Annotated in this window: 23 protein-coding genes, 1 tRNA gene and 2 pseudogenes; 14 read left to right on the top strand and 12 right to left on the bottom strand. The window is 38.2% G+C overall.

From position 1 onward, the window contains the following. Positions 1 to 29: 29 nt before the first annotated feature. On the top strand, positions 30 to 1,469 hold the full coding sequence (locus GAB14E_RS06260) for a formimidoylglutamate deiminase (RefSeq protein WP_033083439.1): 1,440 nt from the start codon (positions 30 to 32) through the stop codon (positions 1,467 to 1,469). A gap of 54 nt (positions 1,470 to 1,523) precedes the next feature. On the opposite strand, the gene GAB14E_RS06265 is transcribed toward GAB14E_RS06260, so the two are convergent. Continuing rightward, positions 1,524 to 1,880 (bottom strand): hypothetical protein, encoded by a 357-nt coding sequence (locus GAB14E_RS06265; RefSeq protein ID WP_033083438.1) that lies wholly within the window; start codon positions 1,878 to 1,880, stop codon positions 1,524 to 1,526. Between the two features lie 161 nt (positions 1,881 to 2,041). On the opposite strand from GAB14E_RS06265, the gene ccoG reads away from it, so the two are divergent. The 3 genes from ccoG to GAB14E_RS06280 all read left to right on the top strand — a co-directional run bounded on the left by ccoG (position 2,042) and on the right by GAB14E_RS06280 (position 5,229). Further along, positions 2,042 to 3,505, top strand: a complete 1,464-nt coding sequence (gene ccoG, locus GAB14E_RS06270) for a cytochrome c oxidase accessory protein CcoG (protein ID WP_156115761.1) — start codon at positions 2,042 to 2,044, stop codon at positions 3,503 to 3,505. Beyond that, complete coding sequence (locus GAB14E_RS06275) at positions 3,505 to 4,491, top strand: serine/threonine protein kinase (RefSeq protein ID WP_033083437.1); 987 nt, start codon at positions 3,505 to 3,507, stop codon at positions 4,489 to 4,491. Before ccoG ends, GAB14E_RS06275 begins: the two co-directional genes overlap by 1 nt. 93 nt (positions 4,492 to 4,584) lie before the next feature. Continuing rightward, a complete protein-coding gene (locus GAB14E_RS06280) occupies positions 4,585 to 5,229 on the top strand; it encodes a thiol:disulfide interchange protein DsbA/DsbL (RefSeq protein ID WP_033083436.1) in 645 nt (214 codons plus the stop codon). Between the two features lie 190 nt (positions 5,230 to 5,419). Here the strand turns inward: GAB14E_RS06280 and GAB14E_RS06285 are convergent, their stop codons facing one another. From GAB14E_RS06285 to GAB14E_RS06295, 3 genes are all read right to left on the bottom strand, one after another. Beyond that, complete coding sequence (locus tag GAB14E_RS06285; RefSeq protein WP_033083435.1) at positions 5,420 to 6,490, bottom strand: trypsin-like peptidase domain-containing protein; 1,071 nt, start codon at positions 6,488 to 6,490, stop codon at positions 5,420 to 5,422. A gap of 136 nt (positions 6,491 to 6,626) precedes the next feature. Further along, a complete protein-coding gene (locus tag GAB14E_RS06290) occupies positions 6,627 to 8,015 on the bottom strand; it encodes a Do family serine endopeptidase (RefSeq protein WP_052093893.1) in 1,389 nt (462 codons plus the stop codon). Between the two features lie 122 nt (positions 8,016 to 8,137). Continuing rightward, the gene (locus GAB14E_RS06295; protein WP_033083434.1) at positions 8,138 to 8,593 is read right to left on the bottom strand and encodes a Z-ring associated ZapG family protein; all 456 of its coding nucleotides are present in this window, start codon (positions 8,591 to 8,593) and stop codon (positions 8,138 to 8,140) included. A gap of 214 nt (positions 8,594 to 8,807) precedes the next feature. On the opposite strand from GAB14E_RS06295, the gene zapE reads away from it, so the two are divergent. Then, positions 8,808 to 9,923 (top strand): cell division protein ZapE, encoded by a 1,116-nt coding sequence (gene zapE / locus GAB14E_RS06300; RefSeq protein ID WP_033083433.1) that lies wholly within the window; start codon positions 8,808 to 8,810, stop codon positions 9,921 to 9,923. A 147-nt stretch (positions 9,924 to 10,070) separates the two neighbouring features. Here zapE and GAB14E_RS06305 read toward each other — a convergent pair whose 3' ends face one another. The 4 genes from GAB14E_RS06305 to folB form a co-directional block, all read right to left on the bottom strand. Next, on the bottom strand, positions 10,071 to 10,913 hold the full coding sequence (locus tag GAB14E_RS06305; RefSeq protein ID WP_033083432.1) for a tetratricopeptide repeat protein: 843 nt from the start codon (positions 10,911 to 10,913) through the stop codon (positions 10,071 to 10,073). Between the two features lie 120 nt (positions 10,914 to 11,033). Next, positions 11,034 to 11,855 (bottom strand): undecaprenyl-diphosphate phosphatase, encoded by an 822-nt coding sequence (locus GAB14E_RS06310; RefSeq protein ID WP_033083431.1) that lies wholly within the window; start codon positions 11,853 to 11,855, stop codon positions 11,034 to 11,036. Between the two features lie 52 nt (positions 11,856 to 11,907). After that, positions 11,908 to 12,405: a 2-amino-4-hydroxy-6-hydroxymethyldihydropteridine diphosphokinase gene (gene folK, locus GAB14E_RS06315; RefSeq protein ID WP_033083430.1), complete on the bottom strand. Its 498-nt coding sequence runs from the start codon at positions 12,403 to 12,405 to the stop codon at positions 11,908 to 11,910. Next, positions 12,405 to 12,776, bottom strand: a complete 372-nt coding sequence (gene folB / locus GAB14E_RS06320; protein ID WP_033083429.1) for a dihydroneopterin aldolase — start codon at positions 12,774 to 12,776, stop codon at positions 12,405 to 12,407. Before folB ends, folK begins: the two co-directional genes overlap by 1 nt. Positions 12,777 to 12,936: 160 nt before the next feature. Between folB and plsY the strand changes: the two genes are divergently transcribed. Beyond that, positions 12,937 to 13,527, top strand: a complete 591-nt coding sequence (gene plsY, locus GAB14E_RS06325) for a glycerol-3-phosphate 1-O-acyltransferase PlsY (protein WP_033083428.1) — start codon at positions 12,937 to 12,939, stop codon at positions 13,525 to 13,527. Between the two features lie 214 nt (positions 13,528 to 13,741). Here plsY and GAB14E_RS24905 read toward each other — a convergent pair. The 3 genes and pseudogenes from GAB14E_RS24905 to tsaD all read right to left on the bottom strand — a co-directional run. Next, positions 13,742 to 13,891, bottom strand: a pseudogene (locus tag GAB14E_RS24905) (tRNA (adenosine(37)-N6)-threonylcarbamoyltransferase complex transferase subunit TsaD); the annotation flags it as partial. 10 nt (positions 13,892 to 13,901) lie between these two features. After that, a pseudogene (locus GAB14E_RS24900) lies at positions 13,902 to 14,051 on the bottom strand (tRNA (adenosine(37)-N6)-threonylcarbamoyltransferase complex transferase subunit TsaD); the annotation flags it as partial. A gap of 10 nt (positions 14,052 to 14,061) precedes the next feature. Beyond that, complete coding sequence (tsaD, locus tag GAB14E_RS06330; protein ID WP_033083427.1) at positions 14,062 to 15,123, bottom strand: tRNA (adenosine(37)-N6)-threonylcarbamoyltransferase complex transferase subunit TsaD; 1,062 nt, start codon at positions 15,121 to 15,123, stop codon at positions 14,062 to 14,064. 303 nt (positions 15,124 to 15,426) lie between these two features. Here tsaD and rpsU point away from each other — a divergent pair, with 303 nt between their 5' ends. The 6 genes from rpsU to GAB14E_RS06355 all read left to right on the top strand — a co-directional run bounded on the left by rpsU (position 15,427) and on the right by GAB14E_RS06355 (position 21,141). After that, positions 15,427 to 15,642 carry a 30S ribosomal protein S21 gene (gene rpsU / locus GAB14E_RS0123280; protein ID WP_011045067.1) on the top strand — a complete coding sequence of 72 codons (216 nt, stop codon included), beginning with the start codon at positions 15,427 to 15,429 and terminating at the stop codon, positions 15,640 to 15,642. A gap of 50 nt (positions 15,643 to 15,692) precedes the next feature. Next, positions 15,693 to 16,142, top strand: coding sequence for a GatB/YqeY domain-containing protein (locus GAB14E_RS06335; protein WP_033083426.1), 450 nt, complete (start codon positions 15,693 to 15,695; stop codon positions 16,140 to 16,142). Positions 16,143 to 16,336: 194 nt separating this feature from the next. Beyond that, the gene (gene dnaG, locus GAB14E_RS06340; protein WP_033083425.1) at positions 16,337 to 18,094 is read left to right on the top strand and encodes a DNA primase; all 1,758 of its coding nucleotides are present in this window, start codon (positions 16,337 to 16,339) and stop codon (positions 18,092 to 18,094) included. 217 nt (positions 18,095 to 18,311) lie between these two features. Next, the gene (gene rpoD, locus GAB14E_RS06345; RefSeq protein WP_033083424.1) at positions 18,312 to 20,150 is read left to right on the top strand and encodes an RNA polymerase sigma factor RpoD; all 1,839 of its coding nucleotides are present in this window, start codon (positions 18,312 to 18,314) and stop codon (positions 20,148 to 20,150) included. 119 nt (positions 20,151 to 20,269) lie between these two features. Then, a complete protein-coding gene (locus GAB14E_RS06350; RefSeq protein WP_033083423.1) occupies positions 20,270 to 20,887 on the top strand; it encodes an outer membrane beta-barrel protein in 618 nt (205 codons plus the stop codon). A 177-nt stretch (positions 20,888 to 21,064) separates the two neighbouring features. Further along, positions 21,065 to 21,141 (top strand) — tRNA-Ile (locus tag GAB14E_RS06355). Between the two features lie 196 nt (positions 21,142 to 21,337). Here the strand turns inward: GAB14E_RS06355 and GAB14E_RS06360 are convergent. Then, positions 21,338 to 22,336, bottom strand: a complete 999-nt coding sequence (locus GAB14E_RS06360; RefSeq protein WP_033083422.1) for a transposase — start codon at positions 22,334 to 22,336, stop codon at positions 21,338 to 21,340. Positions 22,337 to 22,552: 216 nt separating this feature from the next. Between GAB14E_RS06360 and GAB14E_RS25670 the strand changes: the two genes are divergently transcribed. Next, positions 22,553 to 22,933, top strand: coding sequence for a potassium channel family protein (locus GAB14E_RS25670; protein WP_414734065.1), 381 nt, complete (start codon positions 22,553 to 22,555; stop codon positions 22,931 to 22,933). Positions 22,934 to 23,048: 115 nt separating this feature from the next. After that, the gene (locus GAB14E_RS06365; protein ID WP_033083420.1) at positions 23,049 to 23,828 is read left to right on the top strand and encodes an FRG domain-containing protein; all 780 of its coding nucleotides are present in this window, start codon (positions 23,049 to 23,051) and stop codon (positions 23,826 to 23,828) included. Positions 23,829 to 24,039 lie beyond the last annotated feature (211 nt).

Raw genomic sequence — 24,039 nt, 5'->3', positions numbered from 1 at the left:
AATTAAGTCGACAAATTGAGTAGAACAAGATGAAATTATACGTAGATAATATTTTATTAAAGGATGGTTGGGCAAGTAACAAAACCATCACTATTGAACAAGGCGTGATTACGGCCATCGATGACGGTATGAGCGCTGGTGCAGAAGTAGCAAAAGGAGCGGTAATTCCAGGTATGGTTAATTGTCATTCACACGCATTTCAACGCGCTTTTGCTGGCTTTAGTGAGCAAGGCAGTGAAGGGCAAGACAGCTTTTGGACCTGGCGTAAAATTATGTATCAATTCTTAGCTCAGCTAACCGAAATTGATGCTAAAAATATTGCGAAACAACTTTATATTGAAATGCTGAAAATGGGTTATACCCGAGTCGCAGAGTTTCATTATTTACATCATGATATTGATGGCAGTACCTATGAATCTAATGCCTCTGAGGGCTCCTTATCAAAAAAGTGTTCATCAAAAGGTTCTTCATTACAAGGTAACTCAGCAAGCCTAGCGACTATGGCACAAGCTATTTTTGATGCAGCAAAAGAGTCAGGCATTGGTTTAACCTTGTTACCGGTGCTTTATCAGCATAGCGGTTTTGGTGAGAAAACTCCGAATGACGGCCAAAAACGTTTTATTAACTCAACGGAGCAGTTTAATCAGTTAGTCAGTGATTGTTTTACTTTGAGCGAACAATACTCTAATACTAACGTTGGCATTGCACCCCATTCATTACGTGCCGTTGATAAGGCATCACTCACCAGCGCCGTTGCTCATGTACGTGATTTAGATAAGCAAGCACCTATCCATATTCATATTAGTGAGCAACAAAAAGAAGTCGATGATTGTTTAGCGCATTACGGTAAAAGACCGGTGCAATGGTTACTTGATAACGCTGAGCTTGATCAACATTGGTGTCTAATTCATGCCACCCATATAGATGAGGCTGAAAGAAAAGGCATTATCGCCAAGCAAGCCATTGCTGGAATATGTCCTAGCACTGAAGCTAATTTAGGTGATGGTATTTTCCCTACGACTGAATTTCTCGCTGAAAACGGTACTATTGCCATTGGCTCTGATAGTCATATCTCAGTAAATCCCATTGAAGAATTACGTTGGCTTGAATATGCGCAACGACTGATAAAGCAACAACGCGCTATATTAGCATCGCCTGAAGAATCTTCTGTGGGGCAAAATTTATGGCAGCAAGCTGCTATGGGAGGCGCGCAAAGTACCAACAGTAATACTGGTTATTTAGCTATTGGTAAACAGGCTGACTTATTAGTACTTGATAGTGATAAAACTAAGTTATTTGCCAATGCCAATAAACACTTACTTGATAGTATGATTTTTGCCAGTCAGCAAAATCCAATTGCAGATGTGATGGTTAATGGTGTGTGGCAGATAAGAGCTCAACAACATGTTGAGCAAGAGCAAGCCAGTGATAACTTTGCTAAATTATTAGTGAGATTATCTGCTAGCTAATTTTTTGTGAAGGGGCTGGTAATTGGTAAGTTCAGCTGCTTTAACCTGTGATGGTTAAAGCATACTCACATAGCGAGATATAGTTGCACAGACTTTCTGTTCATTTTTGATATGAAAAACAATATCTCGTTTTTCTGTTTTACAAATGGTGTAATAAAACTCTCTAACATTATCTCTTGTTAAAGAAACATTTTTTAAATGTTCAACTTCTTTCACTGAAAAACTTCCCAGCTGGCTTTCTAAGTCAAGATAGATCTTATCTGATTTCAAACGTACTTTAGTATCGCTGAATTCAGAAAAACCATTCAGTAATGTTTGTTTTTGTTCATTATAAAACTGTGTCACTTCTTCATTTGGGTAGAAGTGTAAATAGAGTGCGCCAGCTACGATTAAGATCAATAAATGCTTCATAATATGTCATATAATAAATTTTAAGAGCTGATTTTATATTAATTAGCTCACTAAGGTAATAAATTATTAGCTATTGTGTGCTTTTGTTAATAAAATTAACCTAATTTCAAGGCAGCAAGTAGCCCAATCGCAGTATTACACTCGCTTACCAAGGATTCATCGTGAGAGCAAACGACCCATCATCTTCGACCCCTAAAACTAATAAACCAGCGGTTGAACAGTATATCCCTATAAAAAATGTCAAAATTCATGGCAGTAAAAATACGGGTAAAGATCGCTATAAACCAGGTGATCAAATTTATGTACGTAAAGTGTCAGGTTTTTTTCAAAAACTTAGACAGCGCATGAACTTAGTCTATTTTGCCTTCTTCCTAATATTACCTTGGTTACAATTTAATGGTCATCAAGCGGTATTGTTTGATATTAGTGAGCAACGCTTTACCTTGTGGAACTTAACGTTATGGCCACAAGATTTAACCTTGCTGGCGTGGTTTAGTATTTTTGGCGCCTTTTTACTTTTCTTTGTCACTACCTTTGTTGGTCGAGTTTGGTGTGGTTACATGTGCCCGCAAACTGTATGGACCTTTATCTTTATTTGGTTTGAAGAGAAAATTGAAGGTACCGCCAATCAGCGAAGAAAATTAGACAAACAAAAGGCGAATACCAATAAAGTCATCCGTAAAACGTTAAAACATAGCGCTTGGTTGTTGTTTTCACTTTATACAGCGATGACTTTTGCTGGTTATTTCTCGCCAATGCAGGATTTGTTTGTAGATGTTTTCACCTTAAATACAAGTTTGATGATGGCCGGGATTCTCGCCTTTTTCACATTTGCTACCTATGGAAACGCTGGCTGGATGCGAGAAACAGTATGTTTGCATATGTGTCCTTATGCGCGCTTTCAGTCAGCCATGTTTGATAAAGACACTGTTACGGTTACTTATGACCATAAACGTGGTGAAAGTAGAGGGGCACGTGCTCGTAAACAAGATCATGTTGCCATGGGACTTGGTGATTGCATTGATTGTAATTTGTGTGTAGAAGTTTGCCCTACCGGCATAGATATTCGAAATGGCCTGCAGTATGAATGTATTAACTGTGGTGCTTGTGTAGATGCTTGTGATGGGGTTATGGATAAAATGAATTACGAGCCAGGCCTTATTCGTTATACCACAGAACATGAATTACAAGGCCATAAAGTTAATTTTGTTCGCTCTAAGCTTATTGGTTATGCGGTATTACTCATTATGATGAGCACTATGTTAGTGTTAGAAATAGTTAACCGTGTGCCTTTATCCTTAGATATCATTCGTGACCGTACTGAACTAGCAAAAGAGAACTTTAATGGTGACATTGAGAATGTCTTTACCTTAAAAATACTTAACATGTCGCAAACAGATAATACCTATAAGCTTTCCATGAGTGGGATTGAGAATACTCAATGGCATGGTAAACAAGAGGTGACGGTTAAGGCTGCTACTGTTTACACGTTACCTATTAGTATTTCTGTAGACCCTTACGAATTGGAAAGTTTTATGACAAATATTACCTTTACTGTTGAACTAATTGCACCGGAAGGTGAGGCTAAAATCGAGCAAGAAAGCCGATTTTTTAATAAACGCTAATGGCATCTTTTGATTTTAGTGCCTTGTCACCAGACTTAATTATTGATGGTCTAGAAAGTGCAGGTTTTACTGTAGATAGTGGTTTATTGCCGCTTAACAGCTATGAAAACCGTGTTTATCAATTTCATGATGATAACTTAGTTAAATATGTGACTAAGTTCTATCGTCCGCAGCGCTGGCAACTTAAGCAAATAGATGAAGAACATGACTTTTCTTTTGAGCTTGACGAGCAAGAATTACCGATAGTTGCACCACTTAAAATTAATGGCAGAAGTTTATTCGAATATGAAGGTTACCACTTTGCTGTCTTTCCTTGTCGAGGAGGGCGTATTTTTGAAGTTGATAACCTTGATCAATTAGAGTGGATGGGAAGATTTATTGCCCGTATTCATGCTGTGTCTTCACAAAATGACTTCCAACATAGACCAAGTTTTAATACTGATGAGCTACTGTTTCAAGCACGTGATAGTATCATTGCTTCAAATTATGTGCCCAAAGGCTTATTAGCGCCATTTTTTACCATTTTAGATCAAGTAATAGATGTGGCTGCTAGGCAGTATTTACCCGCGCAACATACTAGGCAAATTCGTTTACATGGAGATTGTCACGCAGGGAACATTTTATGGCGTGATGAGGGGCCTCACTTTGTTGACTTCGATGACTGTCGAACTGGGCCTGCTATTCAAGACCTTTGGATGATGTTATCAGGAGATAGGCAACAGCAGTTGTTACAGCTTGATACATTATTAATGGGCTATGAGGAGTTCTTTACGTTTGAAAGTGACCAACTTATCTTGATAGAATCATTAAGAACTATGCGACTGGTAAATTATATGGCATGGTTATGCAAACGTTGGCAAGATCCTGCTTTCCCAGCAAACTTTCCTTGGTTCAATACCGAGAAATATTGGGAGCAGCAGATACTGATGCTGAAAGAGCAAATGTCTGCTTTACAACAACCACCGTTAAGTTTGAATAATTTTTAGCCCTAGTAACGTATATAAATAACTAATTTAAGTTATGTTATGTTATGTAATATCCGTTGCTGTAATAGGCCATTTTACTTTAGGAAAATAATAATGAATAAAATACTTAAATCTCTTTTGTTAATGCCGTTGTTGGCTTTATCGGTAAACGCTGCAGCTACCCAATATACTGAGGGTGAGCAATATACTAAAGTGAATGAGCAGGCAACCAAGAAACAAGAAGTCAGAGAATACTTCTCTGTCTACTGTGGTCACTGTTTTAAGTCTGAGCCATTAATGCATGGTATTAAAAAAAGCTTACCTAAAGGCGTTAAATTTGAACGTAATCATGTAGATTTTCTTCGTGGTGCTAGCCCTAAAATTCAGCAGATGATTACTAAATCAACTATCGTCGCTGAGCAGTTAGGTAATGGAGATAAATTAATTGGTGCGGTATTTAACTATATTCATGTTCAACGTGCGGTCATAACGTCAGAAAAAGATTTGCGTAATATCTTTGTTCTAAATGGCGCTGATGGTGATAAATTCGATAAACTGATGAAAAGTTTTAGTGTCAATTCACAAGCGAAATCACTAAAGAAAAACCAAGACACCATGAGTGGTAAACGTGCATTAACAGGGGTTCCTGCAATTTTTGTTAACGGTAAGTACCGTATCAATTCGGCCAAATTAGATAAGAATAATTTTGAGCAAGATTACCAAAACTTAGTAAAATATTTGCTCGAATTAGATTCATAATAGCTGTGGTTAATTAACCAATGGATTAAATCTGATCCGTGTTAGTACGAGCAATGTAAAAATAAAAAGGCAGACTGTAGTAATACAGTCTGCCTTTTTTAAATGTAGTAAAAGTTAGCAATATATAATGTTTTGTATGCTTATCTGTAGCAGTATACCCGTTTTAATTCTCTGAGATTATACAGCGAGTTTAGTTAGATAATTCAATGATTTTCACTTTGGCTTCAATCGCATTACCTTGTCGATAAATCTTAAAGGTTAGCTCAGTGTTGGGCGGGGTTTCAGCAATTATATCTAAAGCACTAGTGACGCTATCAATTAACATATTATCGATCTGATATACCACGTCACCTACTTTAATGCCGGCAGCTTGTGCAGGGCTATTATTCATAATCTCATCAACAACAAAACCTTTTAATTCTCTATGGTAATTTTGTGTGGAAATGCCCAACCAACCACGCACTACTTTACCGTTTTCAATGATTTGACGCATTACTTTAAAAGCCAATTGATAGGGTACGGCGAAGAAAATACCTTGAATAGATAGTTGTGGATTAGACTGGGTAAACTTTCTTGAATTGATACCCACTAAAATGCCATTGCTGTTAATAAGTGCACCACCTGAGTTGCCCTCATTGATAGCAGCATCCATCTGTAAAAACTCTAAGTAACTGGTGTTGCTAAGACCATTACGGCCGGTCGCGCTAATTATGCCTTGAGTTACGGTTTGGCCCAAATTGAGTGGATTACCTATGGCAAGTACGATATCGCCTACTAATGATGTTTGTTGCTCTTTTTGTGGTATCACTGGCAAGTTACTTGCGTTGACTTTTAAAACAGCTAAGTCAGTGTAGTGATCAAAGCCTATGAGTTCGGCTGGGTATATTTGACCACTTTGCAGTAGTACCTGAATAAGGTCTGCTTGGCGAATGACATGCAGGTTAGTTAAAATATATCCATGTGTATCCATAATTACCCCTGAGCCCAAACGAGTGCTTTTACGGGCTTTACGGCCATATTGGGGGTTCACTTCAATTTGTTCAGAGTAAATATTGACAACGGCAGGGCTGGATATGCTAACTGCTTTGGCAAAAGATAATGGAGCTTGTTGTGCTTGACTACCCTTGAAGAGGCTAGTAGCTAAACTGGTATCATCTAGTCCGGGGATTAATCCTGGCATGAGCAGCAATAATGCTACCGCCAATAAGACGCCGTAACTGATTGCTGTGAAGGTATATTTGATTGAAGAGAAGAATTTCAAAGGGTATCTTATTTTATCTGTACTAATATTTTTTAGTGTAACATAAAACAAGCTGATGATATTGACTGCAATTTTTAATGCCTTGCTGTCAATATCATCAGTCTAAGATGGAAAGCTAACAATTTAAAATAGCTTATTATCGGATCATAATATATTGGGCATGATTATCGCGAACAATGTTTAGCGCTAGTACACCAGTTTTATCTTTAAGGAAGTCACGCAGTTGTGCAATATCTTTAATACGGCTGCGGTTAACACCAGTGATTATATCGCCTGCTTTTAACCCAGCAATTTGCGCTGGTGAGTCTTTAGCAATTTGTTCTATAATTACAGCCTTCCTCTTAGTATCATTCTCTAATTGAGCACCATCTAACATACGGTGAATACTTGCTGCGGTAATCTCGCTACTTTGGTCTTGCTTTAATTTAACTGTAAAAATTTTATCATCGCCATCTCTTATTACTGTTAATTTGACTTTTTTATTAGCGCCAATTGAACCTATTTTTGCACGAAGTTCAAAGAAGCTTTTAATTTTTTTACCGTTCACTGCAATGATCACATCACCGGCCTTAATACCTGCTTCATCAGCGGCTGAGTCGGGCATTACCTGCTCAATAAAACCACCTTGACTGATATTTAACTCCATAGCCTTGGCAATCTCGCTATTAACACTGCGACCTGATACACCAAGAATACCGCGATGTACTTCACCAAATTCAATTATTTGCTTAATGAGGTTGTGCATCATATTACTAGGAATAGCAAAACCAATACCTACATTGCCGCCACCTGGCCCTAAAATAGCTGTATTTATACCAATTAATTCACCGCGTAAGTTAACGAGAGCACCACCCGAGTTACCACTGTTTATTGCCGCGTCAGTTTGAATAAAGTCTTCATAATGCTCAATATTCAAGTTACTACGGCCAAGGGCACTAACAATGCCTGAGGTTACTGTTTGCCCTAAGCCAAAAGGGCTACCAATAGCCACAGTGAAGTCGCCGACACGTAAGTTATCGGAATCGGCCAGTTTAATTTCACTTATATTTTCAGATTCTATTTGCAGTAAGGCAATATCACTCTTTGCATCACTGCCTAATTTTTTAGCTTCTAATTGACGGCCATCTTTTAATGTGATCATTATCTGATCGGCATTTTCGATAACATGGTTATTAGTAACAATATAACCTTTGTCGCTATCAATAATTACGCCTGAGCCTAACCCGCGAAACGGTCGTTGTTGTGGCTGGTTTTGTCCTTTATTGCCAAAGAAAAACTTGAAGGCATCAGGTACATTTTCTTGTGGTACTTTATGAGTACCTATTACTGAGATACTGACAACAGCGGGCGTGGCATGTTCAAGCATAGGAGCCAAACTTGGCATAACGTGTCCATCTACTTGTGCTGGCCAATTGGCTAGGGCAGGAGCGCTAGATAGCGCTAGCGTAGATGAAAATATTGCCGCACTGATAACTAGGGATAATTTAGAATGCTTCGACTTTGATAATTTAGCTGGATTTTTCATATTTAAGAGTTCTCCGAGAATTATTGTTATTTCAACAAAAAAAGTTAACAACAGTTAACTTTTATAAATACTCCCAAATAGACTGCTCTAAAAGGCTTTAGTTCAGTCGAGTGAGTATCAAATTACTCTGCAGTTGTAACTGTTTGCTTCTGATCGGCGAATAAACCGCTTGGGTTATCAGAATAATCTAGTGGTGCTTCAGTGATAGAATCAACCGTATCAGTGCTTCTTTTTTGATGACGTAATGTCGCTGTTTGCGCAAGTTGCTGTTGAGTCTCAGCAGAGAAAAACGGCATGTTTTCTACTTCAACAGTCGTTGCTTGTTGTAATAATTGAGTGCTCTCTTGCATCTGTTTCATTGCCGTTTGACAAGTACTGTTCATTTGTTCCAATAACTTGGCGGAACTTGATAAATGATCGGCAACATCTAGCTTGTACTGATCTAAAGCCGCTTCACTTTTGTTGACTTGTTCAGCTAATTTACGTTGTTCTTGGTTGCTATTAGAAAGAAGACGAGTTGCGAAAAAACCACCAATGCCGCCGATGATAAAAATGACTAGAGCGATTACTATATTCATAGGGTGTACCTTACATTGTGAAGAGAAATTAATTCGTTTGGGTAAATATGGTGCTTGTTTGGTATAAATATGGTGCCGAGATAGATTATACTACCATCAAAACAATTTGCTGAGCTAATGCTTAGTTAAATATCTTAAAAAATAGCTCTTTTTCAAGTGAATGGTAACGGATATATGTACCATTAAGTATTGATTTAAATTACATAGGCTCTCAATGATAAAGCTCTCTCCTATTAATAAATATAAGCAAGATTTAACTAGAGATGATTTTCTTTTTGATGCGGCACAAGAAAATGCTGTTATTCATCTTCAGCGTTTATATGACGATTTACAAAACAAACCCTTAGCAGTATCAGGTTTTAAAAAAGTACTTAATCGCTGGAAAAAAATATATAAAAAACAAGAGCAGAAGCCCATTAAAGGCTTATATTTTTGGGGAGGCGTTGGTCGAGGCAAGACCTACTTGGTTGATACCTTTTATGACAGCTTACCTTTTACTAATAAAACACGTGTGCACTTTCATCGTTTTATGCACAGGGTACATCAAGAATTAAAAGCGTTAACTGGACAATCTGATCCACTGAAAATCATTGCTAAAAAGTTTGCTGATGAAACTCAAATAATTTGCTTTGACGAATTTTTTGTCTCAGACATAACTGATGCCATGATCTTAGGTACTTTATTTGAAGAGTTATTTGCCCATAATGTCACCTTAGTGGCAACATCTAATATCATCCCTGATGACCTGTATCGTAATGGTTTACAGCGAGAGCGATTTATACCGGCAATAAAGTTGATAAACGAACATACCCTTATTGTTAATGTCGATAGTGGCGTTGATTACCGCTTGAGAACGCTAGAACAAGCTGAAATATTTCATTTTCCCCTTGATGTACAAGCTGAGGAGAACTTAAAACATTATTTTAAGCAACTATCTGTAGATGATGGCAAAGCAGGGCAATCGATAGAGATTAATAATCGCCAATTAGAAACTGTTTTGGTCAGTGATGGTGTGGTATATTTTGACTTCTCTGTACTTTGTGAAAGTGCACGTAGCCAAGGTGATTATATGGAGATTAGTCAACTGTATAACACAGTGTTAATGGCTAATGTTAAAGAAATGGGCCCTGATACAGATGATACCACGCGCCGATTTATAGCCTTAGTTGATGAGTTTTATGAACGCAATGTAAAGCTAATCATGTCTGCAGAATTGGCCTTAGAAGACTTATATAGCGGTGGTCGTTTAGCCTTTGAATTCAAGCGTTGCTTAAGCCGTTTACAAGAAATGCAATCACACGATTACCTTGCTAGTGAGCACATTCCCTAAGCCATAAATATTAGCCCAGCACTAGCTAGTTTTTAACTGAATATTAAAAAAGCCCGACTCACGATTAAAATGAGTCGGGCTTTTTATTGTGATTTATCCACGCTTAGTACATTAGGTTATGAGTACATCACCTATTACCACAAAGCATTAATACATTAACGTATATAGTTTTCGACGAAATTTTGCGGCAAGAGGAGCGCCATCAGGTAAGGCTTTTAATACATCTAAAAATAGCTCTTTACTTTTCTCTTTAGTACTCTCATCACCTGCTTGAACTAATCGAAATAAAATTGTTAAGGCTTCTTCTTGGCGGTTAACTTGGCTGTACTGAGTGGCAAGCTGCTGATTGAGATTAATATCGTCAGGTGCTGTTTTTAATTGCGCTTCTAATGCTTTAATCTCAGGTGAGTTTTCCGCTTGCTCTGCTAGTTCAACTTTCGCTACTAATGCTTGATATTCACTATCTTGATCAACCATCATTATGGTGTCTAATAATGCTTTCGCTTCAGCGGTTTTTCCTGTTTGTAAGTAAACGTCAATTAATACTAATTTAATGTCCGCACGACTATTATCAATTTGGTAGGCTTGGCTGATGGCATTTTGTGCCTCGACCAGCTGATTATCGCTAAGTGCTGCTTTCGCTTGTCCTAATAATATATCTTCTTGCTTAGGCAAGTGTTTACCTAAAAATTCAGCAATACTAGCATCATCTTGTGGTCCGGAAAGACCATCAAGTGGCTGAGCATCTTTTAGTAAAATAGCGGTAGGTAAGCCTTTAATGCCAAATTGCTCAGCGATCTGACCTTGGCTTTGACAATCTACTGTCGCCAACGTTATATGGTGACTTAATCCTGATAGCTTAGCGGCTAGTTTATCTCGCAGCTCAACACTTTCGGGAACTTGTTGGGCCCAAAAGCTAACCAGCACTAATTTACTTTTTGACTCTTCTACAACGACTTGTTGAAAGTTATCTAGGGTAACGGCAATCATATCTGTTTCTCAAATGTGTTGGTGTTGATGATCTTAATTATTAAAATTTTCACTATAAAACGGACAACTACGGAACGTTTTAACATGTCATCGGTGATGTTTTTTATTTACTTGATGAGCCTAACCTAAGATAAACCAAAGTAAGCCGAGGCCTAGGACTAGCCGGTAGATGACAAATGGCATCATGCCTAATTTTTCTAATAAAATTAGGAAGTAATGAATACAAGCATAAGCACTGACAAAAGCTATCAAACTGCCTAAGCCCATGGCAAACCAATCAACTGCTTCACTGGATAAAACCAATTTTAAGGTTAAATAACTCCCAGCCATTGCTATGGCTGGAATAGAAAGTAAAAATGAAAAACGAGCGGCGTTATCACGGCTTAAACCCAGCATTAAACCAATGGTCATAGTTATACCTGAGCGAGATGTACCAGGTATTAAAGCAATCGCTTGTGCTAAGCCAATTAACATTGCGCCTTTAAGGCCTAATTTTTCCATCGGTTTATGTGTCGTGCGCTTACCTGCTTTTATATCAGCAAAGCCTAAAAGGAAGCCAAACAATAAGGTTGTTGAGGCAATTACTAAGGCTGAGCGTAAATGTTCTTCGATAAAGTCTTTACCTAATAAACCAAATAAACCTGCTGGAATTGTTGCCAATAAAATCCACCAAGCGAGTTTACCATCAAAACTATCGCGACCTTTTTCAGGGCCAACATCAACAGTGCCTAACCAGGCAACAGCCATTACACCAACTTCTTTGCGAAAATACATTATCACAGCTAACAATGTACCTACATGTACGGCAACGTCAAATGCTAACCCTTGATCCTGCCAGCCTAAGATTTGAGAGGGCAATATGAGATGGGCAGAACTGGAAATAGGTAAAAATTCGGTTAACCCTTGCAATAGGGCAAGGATAATAATTTCTAAAGTAGTCATGTGTCGTTAGTTGTCCTTTAACTTGTAATGTGAACGTTTTATGCGGGTCACTCTACCAGCAGTTAGCGACAATGCTAAGCTGTTGTGTGTTTTTATTGTAATCTTGCCACAATTTTTCATAACAATTATTTAATATTGGGTGGGCTAATTTAGGTGCAACTTGACTCAGAGGCCATAAGACAAAAGCATTTTTAGTGATTTCATCGCGAGGTAACTGCGCCGGTTGGTCAATAACTAAATTATCATATAATAATAAATCTAGGTCTAAGGTACGTGGACTAAACTTTTTTGCGTTATGGTCGCGACCGTGAAAAAACTCTATTTCACGTAACATAGTAGCCACCTGCTCGACACTGTGTCGGCATTTTATACCTATCACCATATTGTAAAAATCAGGCCCATTAAAGCCTATCGCTTCACATTCAAATAATGAAGATAAAGTTAACTGTTCAAATGATAGATCAAATGCTTTAGCTAATGAGATTAAGCCTTGTTTAACATTTTGCTCACGTTCAACATTACTGCCTAATGAGATATAGATTTGAGCCATTAAAGTATTGTCTCTGTGGTTTGTTTACCACGTTCTATTTCTACACCAACAGTTTGGGCATTGTGTACAGCGCCAGGTTTTCCAATGAAGAGCTTTAGCCATGGAATTTGGTATTGAGTCATCAAATAGTGCGCTAAACGCTCTGCCAGCGTTTCAATTAAATCAACGGGGTTTTCATTAGCAAATCGTTCGATAGCTAAAGAAATATCGGCATAATCTAAGGTTTTAGCTAATTCGTCATTTTGTGCAGCGTTGGCAGTATTCCAGCCCATGGCAAGATCAATGACCAAGGTTTGTTTTATCTCTTTCTCCCACTGAAAAAAACCAATCGTGGTTTGAATACTTAAACCTTTAATAAACACCTTATCCATGACTTACCTGTTACGTTGTTAGAAGAACTATTGCAGTAATTATGCAATTGTTACAAAATAAGGAGCGATTTTACCTGCGAAGTGCTAGAAAAACTAGCAGAGATGGAGATAGAATAATAATTCTATTCTTTTTATGCCAATAATGGATTTAGTCTTTTAAATGTTATTACTCACGTTCACTATGATCATTGTTGCTTATTTTATTGGCTCTATTTCTAGTGCAATATTAGTGTGCAAATTTTTAGGCTTGCCGGACCCTAGAACTACGGGGTCAAAAAATCCTGGTGCGACCAATGTTTTGCGCATGAGTAATAAGCTTACTGCGGCAACAGTATTATTTTTAGATATTCTCAAAGGTACTATCCCTGTATGGGGAGCGTATTTTCTAAAAATAGAACCAATATATTTAGGGTTTATTGGTGTGGCCGCTTGTTTAGGTCACATGTATCCAATATTTTTTAATTTTAAAGGCGGGAAAGCAGTAGCAACAGCGCTAGGTACTTTGTTACCTATTGGTTTTACTTTGGGGGGGTTATTAATTCTTACTTGGGTATTAGTGGTGAAGCTTACTAAGTATTCAAGTTTAGCGGCTATTGTCACTGTATCTATTGCGCCAGTTTTTGTCTATTTCTTAAAACCTTTGTATGTTTATCCAACCTTGATGCTTAGTGCTCTAATAATATTTCGACATCGCGAAAATATTAAACGTTTATTTAAAGGCACAGAAAGCAAAATTACCCATAAAATATAATAAAGCCCTTAATCTGAGTTATTCAAAATTAAGGGCGACACATAAACTTGCTTGCTATTTTACCAGCGGCAATGAACCTAGCACCCATCTCGGGTTGGCTTTAAAAGTCAAGTCAGCATCAGTACCGGCTTTTAAACGCTGCAAACCGGCATAAGCTATCATGTAGTCCCGAATATTAGCGGTACAAAACTCAGGGTATACTATCGATAATTTGCTATTTTACCGGCGGTAATGAATCTAGCGCCCATCTTGGGTTGGCTTTAAAGGTTAAGTCAGCATCAGTACCGGCTTTTAAACGCTGAAAATCGGCATAAGCTATCATGTAGTCCCGAATATTAGCGGTACAAAACTCAGGGTATACTATCGATAATTTGCTATTTTACCGGCGGTAATGAATCTAGCGCCCATCTTGGGTTGGCTTTAAAGGTTAAGTCAGCATCAGTACCGGCTTTTAAACGCTGCAAACCGGCATAAGCTATCATGTAGTCCCGAATATTAGCGGTACAAAACTCAGGGTATACTATCGATAATTTGCTATTTTACCGGTGGTAATGAATCTAGCGCCCATCTTGGGTTGGCTTTAAAGGTTAAGTCAGCATCAGTACCGGCTTTTAAACGCTGCAAACCAGCATAAGCTATCATGGCACCGTTATCAGTACAAAACTCAGGTCGAGGATAAAAAACGCTGCCGCCAAGTTTTTTAGTCGTTACGCCAAGTTTCTCACGTAGCGCTGTGTTGGCACTAACACCACCGGCAATGACTAATCGACTTAACTTCTCTTGTTGTAGCGCACGTTTACATTTTATTGCTAAGGTCTCGACTACCGCATGTTGAAACGCATGGGCGATATCAGCATGGGTTTGCTTTAATTGACTGTCCGATAAAGTCGGTTCAATGTTAATACACTCTTTTCGCACTAACGTGCCCGCAGCTGTTTTTAAACCACTAAAGCTAAAATCTAATCCTGGTCTGTCTGTCATCGGACGAGGTAATTTAAAGCGTCCGGCAAGTCCACTTTCAGCCATCTTAGATAACGCAGGACCACCAGGGTAATCTAGCCCTAGTAATTTTGCGGTTTTATCAAAAGCTTCACCAGCGGCATCATCAACCGATTCACCCAGTAATTTATATTCACCAATAGCGTCGACACGTACTAACATGGTATGTCCACCAGACACTAATAAAGCGACAAAAGGAAATTCAGGCACATCATCTTCAAGCATAGGTGCTAATAAGTGACCTTCCATGTGATGCACAGGTACGGCAGGTAAATCCCAGCCATAAGCTAAACTTCGGCCAATTGAACAACCTACTAGTAATGCGCCAACTAAACCCGGACCTGCAGTGTAAGCAACGCCGTCTAAATCTTGTGGAGTAAGGTTGGCATCGGCTAATACTTCTTTGATCAGAGGAATCGTTTTACGAACATGATCTCTTGAAGCAAGCTCAGGTACCACGCCACCGTAATCGGCATGAACGGCAATTTGACTATATAGGCGGTGGGCGAGTATACCTTCGGGACTATCACCTTGGCCGTCATCATAAATGGCGATGCCTGTTTCATCACAAGAAGTCTCAATACCCAAAATACGCATAAATATATAATCTCAAAAAAAGCTTAAAAGGAAGGATCAAAAAATAGCAAAAATAGCCAGTAATTACTTGTTTAAAGCAGATTCAAAACCGGCGCGGCAATTTTACTTTGTTTATAAGATAGACACCAGCGTAATTAGCTAAATGTTATTAAATTACGCTTTACATTGCTACGCGGTTAGCAGTAGAATATGGCACCAATTTTTAATAGAGTGGGTGTGGATGAGGCAAACATTACAACTATTTGTATTGTTCAGTCGAAATCAGTCACCAATTTATATAGCTACCCTAAGGTAATAAAGTACATGCCAGTAATTAAAGTAAGAGAAAACGAACCATTTGACGTTGCATTACGTCGTTTTAAACGTTCATGTGAAAAAGCAGGAATCCTTTCAGAAGTTCGTCGTCGCGAATCTTATGAAAAGCCGACTTGGGAACGTAAACGTAAGAAAGCCGCTGCTGTTAAACGTGCTGCGAAAAAAGTTTCTCGTGAGAACGCTCGTCGCGTTCGCATGTACTAAGAAATATCTTAGTATAACTATTCTAAGAGATTGCCTATTAAGGAGAGAAAATGTCACTTCTAATACAACTCAAAGATGAAATGAAAATTGCTATGCGCGCCAAAGACAAGTTACGTCTTGGTGTCATTCGCATGGCACTTTCTGCAATAAAACTAGCAGAAATTGATCACAAAATCGAAGCGACAGATGACAATATTATTGCCTTGCTAACCAAAATGGTTAAACAGCGTAAAGAGTCAATTAAAATGTTTAGCGAAGGTGGTCGTGATGAATTGGCAGAGAAAGAAGCGGCTGAAGTAGTTGCTATCGAATTTTTCATGCCGCAACCGCTTAGTGCAGAAGAAATCAATGAATTAATAAGTAAAGCTGTTGCTGAATCCGGAGCTGCCTCTATGGCTGATATGGGCAAGGTAATGGCGGTGTTAAAACCTTTAATGCAAGGCAAAGCTGATATGGGCGCGGTAAGCGGTCAAGTTCGTGCTAGTCTGCAAGCGTTATAGTTAAAGCTTTATAGCTAATACTGCTTTTAGTACATTAAATAAAACCGCAACGGCTTCGGCTATTGCGGTTTTTTTATGTGTTTTTCCTTATCTTTATTTAGCTGAGAGCTAAAAATTCCGACAACTTCCTCACCGTTATTGTGTAGAATAGCTAGGTGATATTTTTCCTTTGATGATGATGATTTTTTAAAACTATGGCTGGACGCATTTCTCGACAATTTATTGATGATTTACTTAGCCGAGCAGATATTGTTGAGCTAGTAGATGGTAGAGTGCCATTAAAAAAGGCAGGTAAAAACTATCAAGCCTGTTGTCCATTTCATAATGAAAAATCCCCCTCTTTTACGGTAAGTCAAGATAAGCAGTTTTATCACTGTTTTGGCTGTGGCGAACACGGTAATGCTATCTCTTTTTTGATGGAATTTGATCGACTCGATTTTGTTGATGCCATTGAAGAACTTGCTTCTCATTGCGGTATGGACGTTATTCGAGAAGAGAATACTGCTAGCCCTGCAGAGCAACGTAGACAGCAACAAATTTACCAGAAAAAACAAGATGACTATGAGCTCATGGCGCAAATTAGTCAGTTTTTCCAACAACAATTAAAAGTTGCTAGTGATAAAGACAAGGCTATCGATTATTTAAAAGGTCGCGGACTTAGTGGTGAAGTAGTTAAGCGTTTTGCTATTGGCTATATCAGTGATGCTTGGGACGGTATGATGAATTCCTTCTCGCGCAATGGCCAAGCCAATCAACAATTAATCGATCTAGGAATGGCCATTTCTGGTGATAAAAAACGCCCTTATGATCGGTTTCGTGGTCGCATCATGTTTCCAATCAGCGATAAGCGTGGTCGAGTCATTGGTTTTGGTGGTCGTGTTTTAGGTGATGAAAAACCCAAGTATTTAAACTCGCCAGAAACGAGCCTTTATAATAAAGGCAAAGAGCTTTATGGCTTACATGAAGCAAAACAAGCCAATAAACAACTTAAGCGGTTGGTTGTTGTTGAAGGTTATATGGATGTTGTTGCTTTGGCGCAACACGGAGTTGATTACGCGGTTGCATCACTTGGCACAGCGACAACTTTCGAACAGTTACAAACCCTATTTCGTACTGTGCCTGATGTCATCTGTTGTTACGATGGTGATAGAGCAGGGCGAGATGCAGCATGGCGTGCTATGGAAAATGCCTTACCACTCATTCGTGATGGTTTCTCGTTGAGGTTTGTTTTTGTACCTGATGGTGAAGACCCTGACTCTTTGATCAGAAAACAAGGGCAAAAAGCCTTTGAAGATATTCTTGATAAGGCTATGCCGTTATCTAAATTCTTGTTTGAGCACTTAATGCAACAAGTTGATATGGGCTCTCTTGAGGGAAGGGCGGCTTTAGTTGAGTCATTCCAGCCCTATTTAGCCAAGTTACCTGATAGCATTTTAAAAGATGCCATGCTTAATGAAATAGCGAATAACTTTGGTACGGGTAGTGAACAGTTTTTAGCAAAATTCACTAAAAATATAAAAGGTGAAGTTGCCAAGCCTAAGAATAAAGCGCGCACAAAAGTTACGCCAGTAAGGTTAGCTCTTGCTTTATTGTTAGAGCACCCCCATATAGCAAGTAACTTAGATGATATTGCTGTATTACAGCCATTAACTGCGCCAGGTATAACATTGTTAATGCAGGTGCTTGGTGTTTGTCAGCAAAATCCTGATATTAAGCCACCACAATTACTAGAGTACTTTCGTGGTACTGAGCAGGGAACGCAATTAGCCAAATTGATGTGTTGGCAACATCATGTTGAGGCTGATGCTGCTATAGATGTGTTTCTTGATAGTATTGAAAAGTTACTGAATGACTTTGTTGAGCAACGTGCTGAAGTATTATTACAAAAAGCCCGAGCTGGACAAATGACTGTACAAGAAAAGCAAGAGCTACAAGCAATACTCAATGCTTAACGGCTAGTTTTAGCTATACTTAGCAAGCATGAATGAGTTTTAAGCTATTATTTTAGCTTAAAACTTTAACAAGCGATTAAGACAGGATATTTGCTGGTAACTGTCTAAAAAATTCGCTATAATTTCCGGCTTTATTGCGTCATTTATTAGCCTTTGCTAATATTTAAAACGCATACTTTACATCCCATATTTATATAATACAGGTGGACACTCGTCAATGGAACAAGCCCCTAAATCTAGACTTAAAGAGCTGATAACCAAAGGTAAAGAACAAGGTTATTTAACATTTGCTCAAGTTAATGATCATCTTCCACAAGACATTATTGACTCTGATCAAGTTGAAGATATCGTTAGTATGATCAATGATATGGGCATTCAAGTATTTGAAAATGCGCCGGATCAAGATACCTTGATGATGAGCGAAGGCAATACTGATGAAGATGCAGCCGAAGCTGCAGCTCAAGCATTGGCTACCGTTGAAAGTGAAATTGGTCGTACAACAGATCCCGTACGTATGTATATGCGTGAAATGGGTACCGTTGAGCTTCTAACACGTAAGGGCGAAATCGTTATCGCTAAACGTATAGAAGAAGGTATCAAAGAAGTACAGCGTAGTGTTTCTGAATACCCGCCTGCAATAAATTTTTTACTAGACATGTGGGATAACTTTGAAGCAGAAGAGCTTCGTCTAACTGATATTATCACAGGCTTTCTAGACCCTGATGCTGAAGAAGAAGATGTACCCGCTGCTGCAACTCATGTAGGTAGCGAATTATCGAAAGATGAGCTGGCTGATGAAGATAAATCTGATGACGATGAGGATGAGGAAGAAGAAGATACTGGTCCTTGCCCCGAATTAGCACGTGAGAAGTTTACTGCTTTACGCGAAGCATATGAACATTCCAACAAAATTATCGAAAAACACGGTCGCGGTCATAAAGATGCCCAAGAAGCTATCGATGCAGTAGCTGAAGTCTTTAAAGAATTCCGTTTGATCCCTAAGTTATTTGATAAGTTAGTTAAAAACATGCGTAGCATGATGGACAGATTACGTGTTCAAGAGCGTTTGATCATGAAACACTGTGTTGTTGGTGCGAGTATGCCTAAAACAACCTTTATTAAATTATTCCCAGGTAATGAAACCTCAAAAGAATGGTTTGAAGCAGAAAAATCTGCCGGCAAGCCATACTCAACTAAGCTTGGCGATGTCGAGTTAGATGTAGAACGTTGTATCTACAAACTAAATCAAATTGAAGAAGAAACGCACCTTAATATTCATGGCATTAAAGACATTAACCGTCGTATGTCAATTGGTGAAGCAAAAGCGCGTCGTGCCAAAAAAGAAATGGTTGAAGCAAACTTACGTTTAGTTATCTCAATTGCTAAAAAATACACCAACCGTGGTTTACAGTTCCTTGATTTAATTCAAGAAGGTAATATCGGCTTGATGAAAGCGGTTGATAAGTTCGAATACCGACGTGGTTATAAGTTCTCAACTTATGCAACGTGGTGGATTCGTCAAGCAATTACCCGTTCTATTGCTGACCAAGCACGTACCATTCGTATTCCTGTGCATATGATTGAAACGATTAACAAACTAAACCGTGTTTCTCGTCAAATGTTACAAGAGATGGGACGTGAGCCTACGCCAGAAGAATTAGCTGAACGTATGGTTATGCCTGAAGATAAGATTCGTAAAGTATTGAAAATAGCAAAAGAGCCTATTTCAATGGAAACGCCAATCGGTGATGATGAAGATTCACACTTAGGTGACTTTATTGAAGATGGTAGTGGTGAACTTCCAGTTGACTCAGCGACTTCAGAAAATCTTAAAGGTGCTACTCATGAAGTACTTGCTGGCTTAACAGCTCGTGAAGCTAAAGTACTTAGAATGCGTTTTGGTATTGATATGAATACTGACCATACTTTGGAAGAAGTAGGCAAACAATTTGACGTAACACGTGAGCGTATTCGTCAAATTGAAGCGAAGGCGTTACGCAAGTTACGTCATCCTTCTCGCTCAGAGCAGCTAAAAAGCTTCTTAGACGGTGAATAAATACTAAAGTTTAAAATATTATTTAAATTCTGTTTTAAATTCTATTTTAAATAGACATAAAAAAGAGTAAGTTAGTAACCCTAGCTTACTCTTTTTACTTTCTAAGATAAGGAACTTATATGCGCGTTTTTATCGCTATCGCTTGTGCACTTGTTATCACTTCGATGCCTTCTGTGGCAAAACAAGCTTTGAATTTTGAAATTACCCCATTAATTGGTTACCGTTTTGGTGGAGATTTTGATACGACTCGAGACAAGGTACATAATCGTATCGAGTTAAGTGAAGAAACCAGTTATGGCTTATTAACGGCTTGGTCTTTTGATCGTAAACGTCAAGGTGAATTCTTAATTAGTCATTACAATACTAATTTCTCAGCTTCAGATGACTTCTCAGCAAGTAATACCGAACTTGGTATTACTTATGCCCACATCGGTGGTAACGTGCCTGTCTCTGATGGGCCTATTCCATTTTATGTTACGGGTGGTTTTGGTTTAACTCATTTAGCTCCTAAAGATGATCAACTTAGTGATGAAACTCGTTTTTCGGTGAATGTTGGCTTAGCAAGTAAAATAGAGCTCACCGAAAGTTTGAGTTTAAGGTTAGATAGTCGCTTATACGGAACCTTCTTCAACTCTGATAGTGCAATATTTTGTGATGAAGAAAATTGTGCAATATACATTTCTAGCGATATTTGGTTTCAAACTGAAGTAAGTGTTGGTTTAACCTATCGTTTTTAGCCCTTGAAGGTGCTTAGTTGTTTAAGAAATAAGCGGTTAGTAAAAAAAGCATAACTATTTAAAGTTCAGTAGGTGACAACAAAATAAAAAATGCTTATACTGCACCCGCTTTGTTAGTTCATACATTTGAACGTATTAATAAAGGCATTAGAATACCCAGGCCATAAATGTGAAAATGGGCCTTTAGCTCAGTTGGTTAGAGCATCCGACTCATAATCGGCAGGTCCGCAGTTCAAGTCTGCGAAGGCCCACCATTTTCATATTGTAGTACAACATTTTTAGGCCATTAAAACCTACCAATCGTATAGTCATTACTAGTAACAAACCACTTTGCATATCAATACAATACGTATTAATTTCTATGTATTATGGTAATTTCATAAACCTTTAAATACAGATTTTTAGTCCCATTAAAAATAGGCCTAAAATAACAATATACTGAAGTTATTCTTAGTGAAAAATAGATAATTGCTGTCGATGCCCACTTATCCATTTTTTATTAGTATGACAGGCAAATTGGGCTAGCTTATCTAGCGAGCCAACTGCTTGGTGATACGTTTTACCAAAGTGTTGGGCTAACGCTAGCCAGTCTTCACTGTTAATACCAAGCTGTTGTAAAAGCGGCTGAGTATTCTCAGCTATGTAACCTTTCTTATCTTCTCTGATAATCTTTCCTGTTGCTTCAATTAAGGTCAGGTAATCCAGTAGGGAAAAAGCAATACCGCAAGGTGAGTCTTGATGAGAGTTACCGATAAAACCCAGTAAGGGCTTCGTTGTCGAAGACATTTCGTTAATGCTATCCTTATTGCTTGCTTTACCGTGAATGCGTTCAAAAATAGAGGTGAATTCTGATGTCTCTGGGGTATAGGCTATTTTGGCTCGTATTGGATTTAAGTCAACATAGGCCATGCATGCTAGCACCGCTTTTTCATCGAGTAAGGCTTGAGATTTAAACCTGCCTTCCCAGAATCGTCCTTTGCAGACATCTTCCTTATTCGCTTTCCTAGCAATATATTCATTTAAGTTACGCATTAACCATGAAATATCGGTAAGTTGCAGACGCCATTTTTCAATGATTACTAAAGCACAATCAACTTCAGCTTGGCAACTGCTGGTATTCATTAGCAAACGTTTAACCAGAGGGTGACATTGGTATAACTGCCCCCAACGTTGACATACCTCTTCAATCGTCCACTCTTTCGCTTGTGCTTGATTAACATGTACCACTAAATGGTAGTGATTTGACATCACCGCATACGCGGCAACATCAATGGAAAAAACAGTGCTAAGGAACCTGATACGGTCAACCATCCATTGCCTACGGTGTTCAAAGCTCTGCTTAGTTTGTTTATCGACACCACAAAGAAAAGCACGCCTTACACAGCGGGAGATTAAGTGGTAATAACAGGTATCCTGCAATGATATTTGGCTACAGCGTGATTGTGTCATAATCATTCCTTGATCATTAACGGCTTGAATCTTTAACTATAGGTAGCTTTGTTTATATATCAAGTTTGTGGATGTCCTACCTTATTGGAGATTAAGTGGTAATAACAGGTATCCTGCAATGATATTTGGCTACAGCGTGATTGTGTCATAATCATTCCTTGATCATTAACGGCTTGAATCTTTAACTATAGGTAGCTTTGTTTATATATCAAGTTTATGGATGTCCTACCTTATTATTTCAAGTTTGTGGATGTCCTACCTTGTTCTTTTTATGTCAGTCCAATTTCGAATAAGCGTTCCTACTTAATGGTTATGATCAATTATGTAGAAATATGCTTAAGCTTTGCTGTTTTATATGAAGGTTTTGCCTGTATTACAGGTTTAAAAAACACTGTGGATGCAATTTACTTTAGTTTTATTACCGCAACTACAATTGGTTATGGCGATATGCTTCCTAAAAATTCAGAGTCAAAGTTATTGGTCATTATACAATCCATGTATACGTTGGTATTAATTGGTCTTGTATTGACTAATTTCACATCAAACATTAACTATAAAAATGGGACTTATAAGCCAAAGTCTAGTAAGAAAATATAACAAGCGCGTTTAAAACCAAACTAAAATAGTTGATTGATTTCGCTCTACGACACATTATAACCAATAATTTTAGTCCGCTTAAAACGGCGTTATACCTACAGGAGAGTGTGGTTTCATGTCTAGCAATTGGAATGACTTTAAAGGTTGGGTTGGCACTAATATAAATACAGGAAACAAGTATTACTTTAGAGGTCAAAGTGATAGTTCATGGAAACTAAAAACTAGCTTTCACAGAAGTATTACTAACAAAAATATATCAATGGAAAAGTACCTAACCAGTATTATGCAGGATGTAAATCATCAGGTTTCAAGCTTTGATAAACCAGTAAACCTTACTGACAGTCAAGAATTTGGAAATCTATTAGCTAGATTGCAACACCATGGATTCCCAACTCCGTTATTAGATTGGACATTATCTCCTTATATTGCAGCTTACTTTGCTTTTAAAGGAGCATCATTAACTCCTAAGCCAAATGAAATGGTTTCAGTATTCATATTTGACATTGATCGTTGGGGGAGTACTTTCAAGGCTCAGAGTGATTTACTGATTCCTTCCGAATTTGTAAGTAATTTTGTTCCATTTGTTACTGATAATCCCCGAATGTCTAGACAAATGGGAGTAACAACACTGACCAACGTATCAGACTTGCAAACATTTATACTATCTAAGCGCCACAATGTAGGCGGTGAATTATTATGGCAATTTGATATGCCTGCTTCTGAACGTAGTCATGTCATGAAAGAATTAAATTTAATGGGGATCAATGATATGACAATGTTCCCAGATTTTGATGGGTTGTGTAAACATCTAAAAGAAGTACATTTTGATAACCAGCAGAAAATATTGCCACCACCACCACCACTCGTACCGCCACCACCGCCAAAATCGGCATAACAAGTTATTACAAAAGGCGAAAAAACAGTTGATTTTACTCCTTCGTCGCTAATTTTAACCAGCTATTCTTTGCTTGTTAATAGGGCGTTATCGATACAAAATCTAATCCAACCTGTCCAATTAGCTGTAATAGCTTATGTCTTCTTTGTGGTATGAGTTAACCAAATTAATCTACCCCAAGCGGTTCAGTTTCTGGTTTCTAAATTAATCA

Source organism: Colwellia psychrerythraea, assembly GCF_000764185.1.
GTDB lineage: Bacteria > Pseudomonadota > Gammaproteobacteria > Enterobacterales > Alteromonadaceae > Colwellia > Colwellia psychrerythraea_B.
This window is presented reverse-complemented; position numbering and strand designations above follow the sequence as displayed.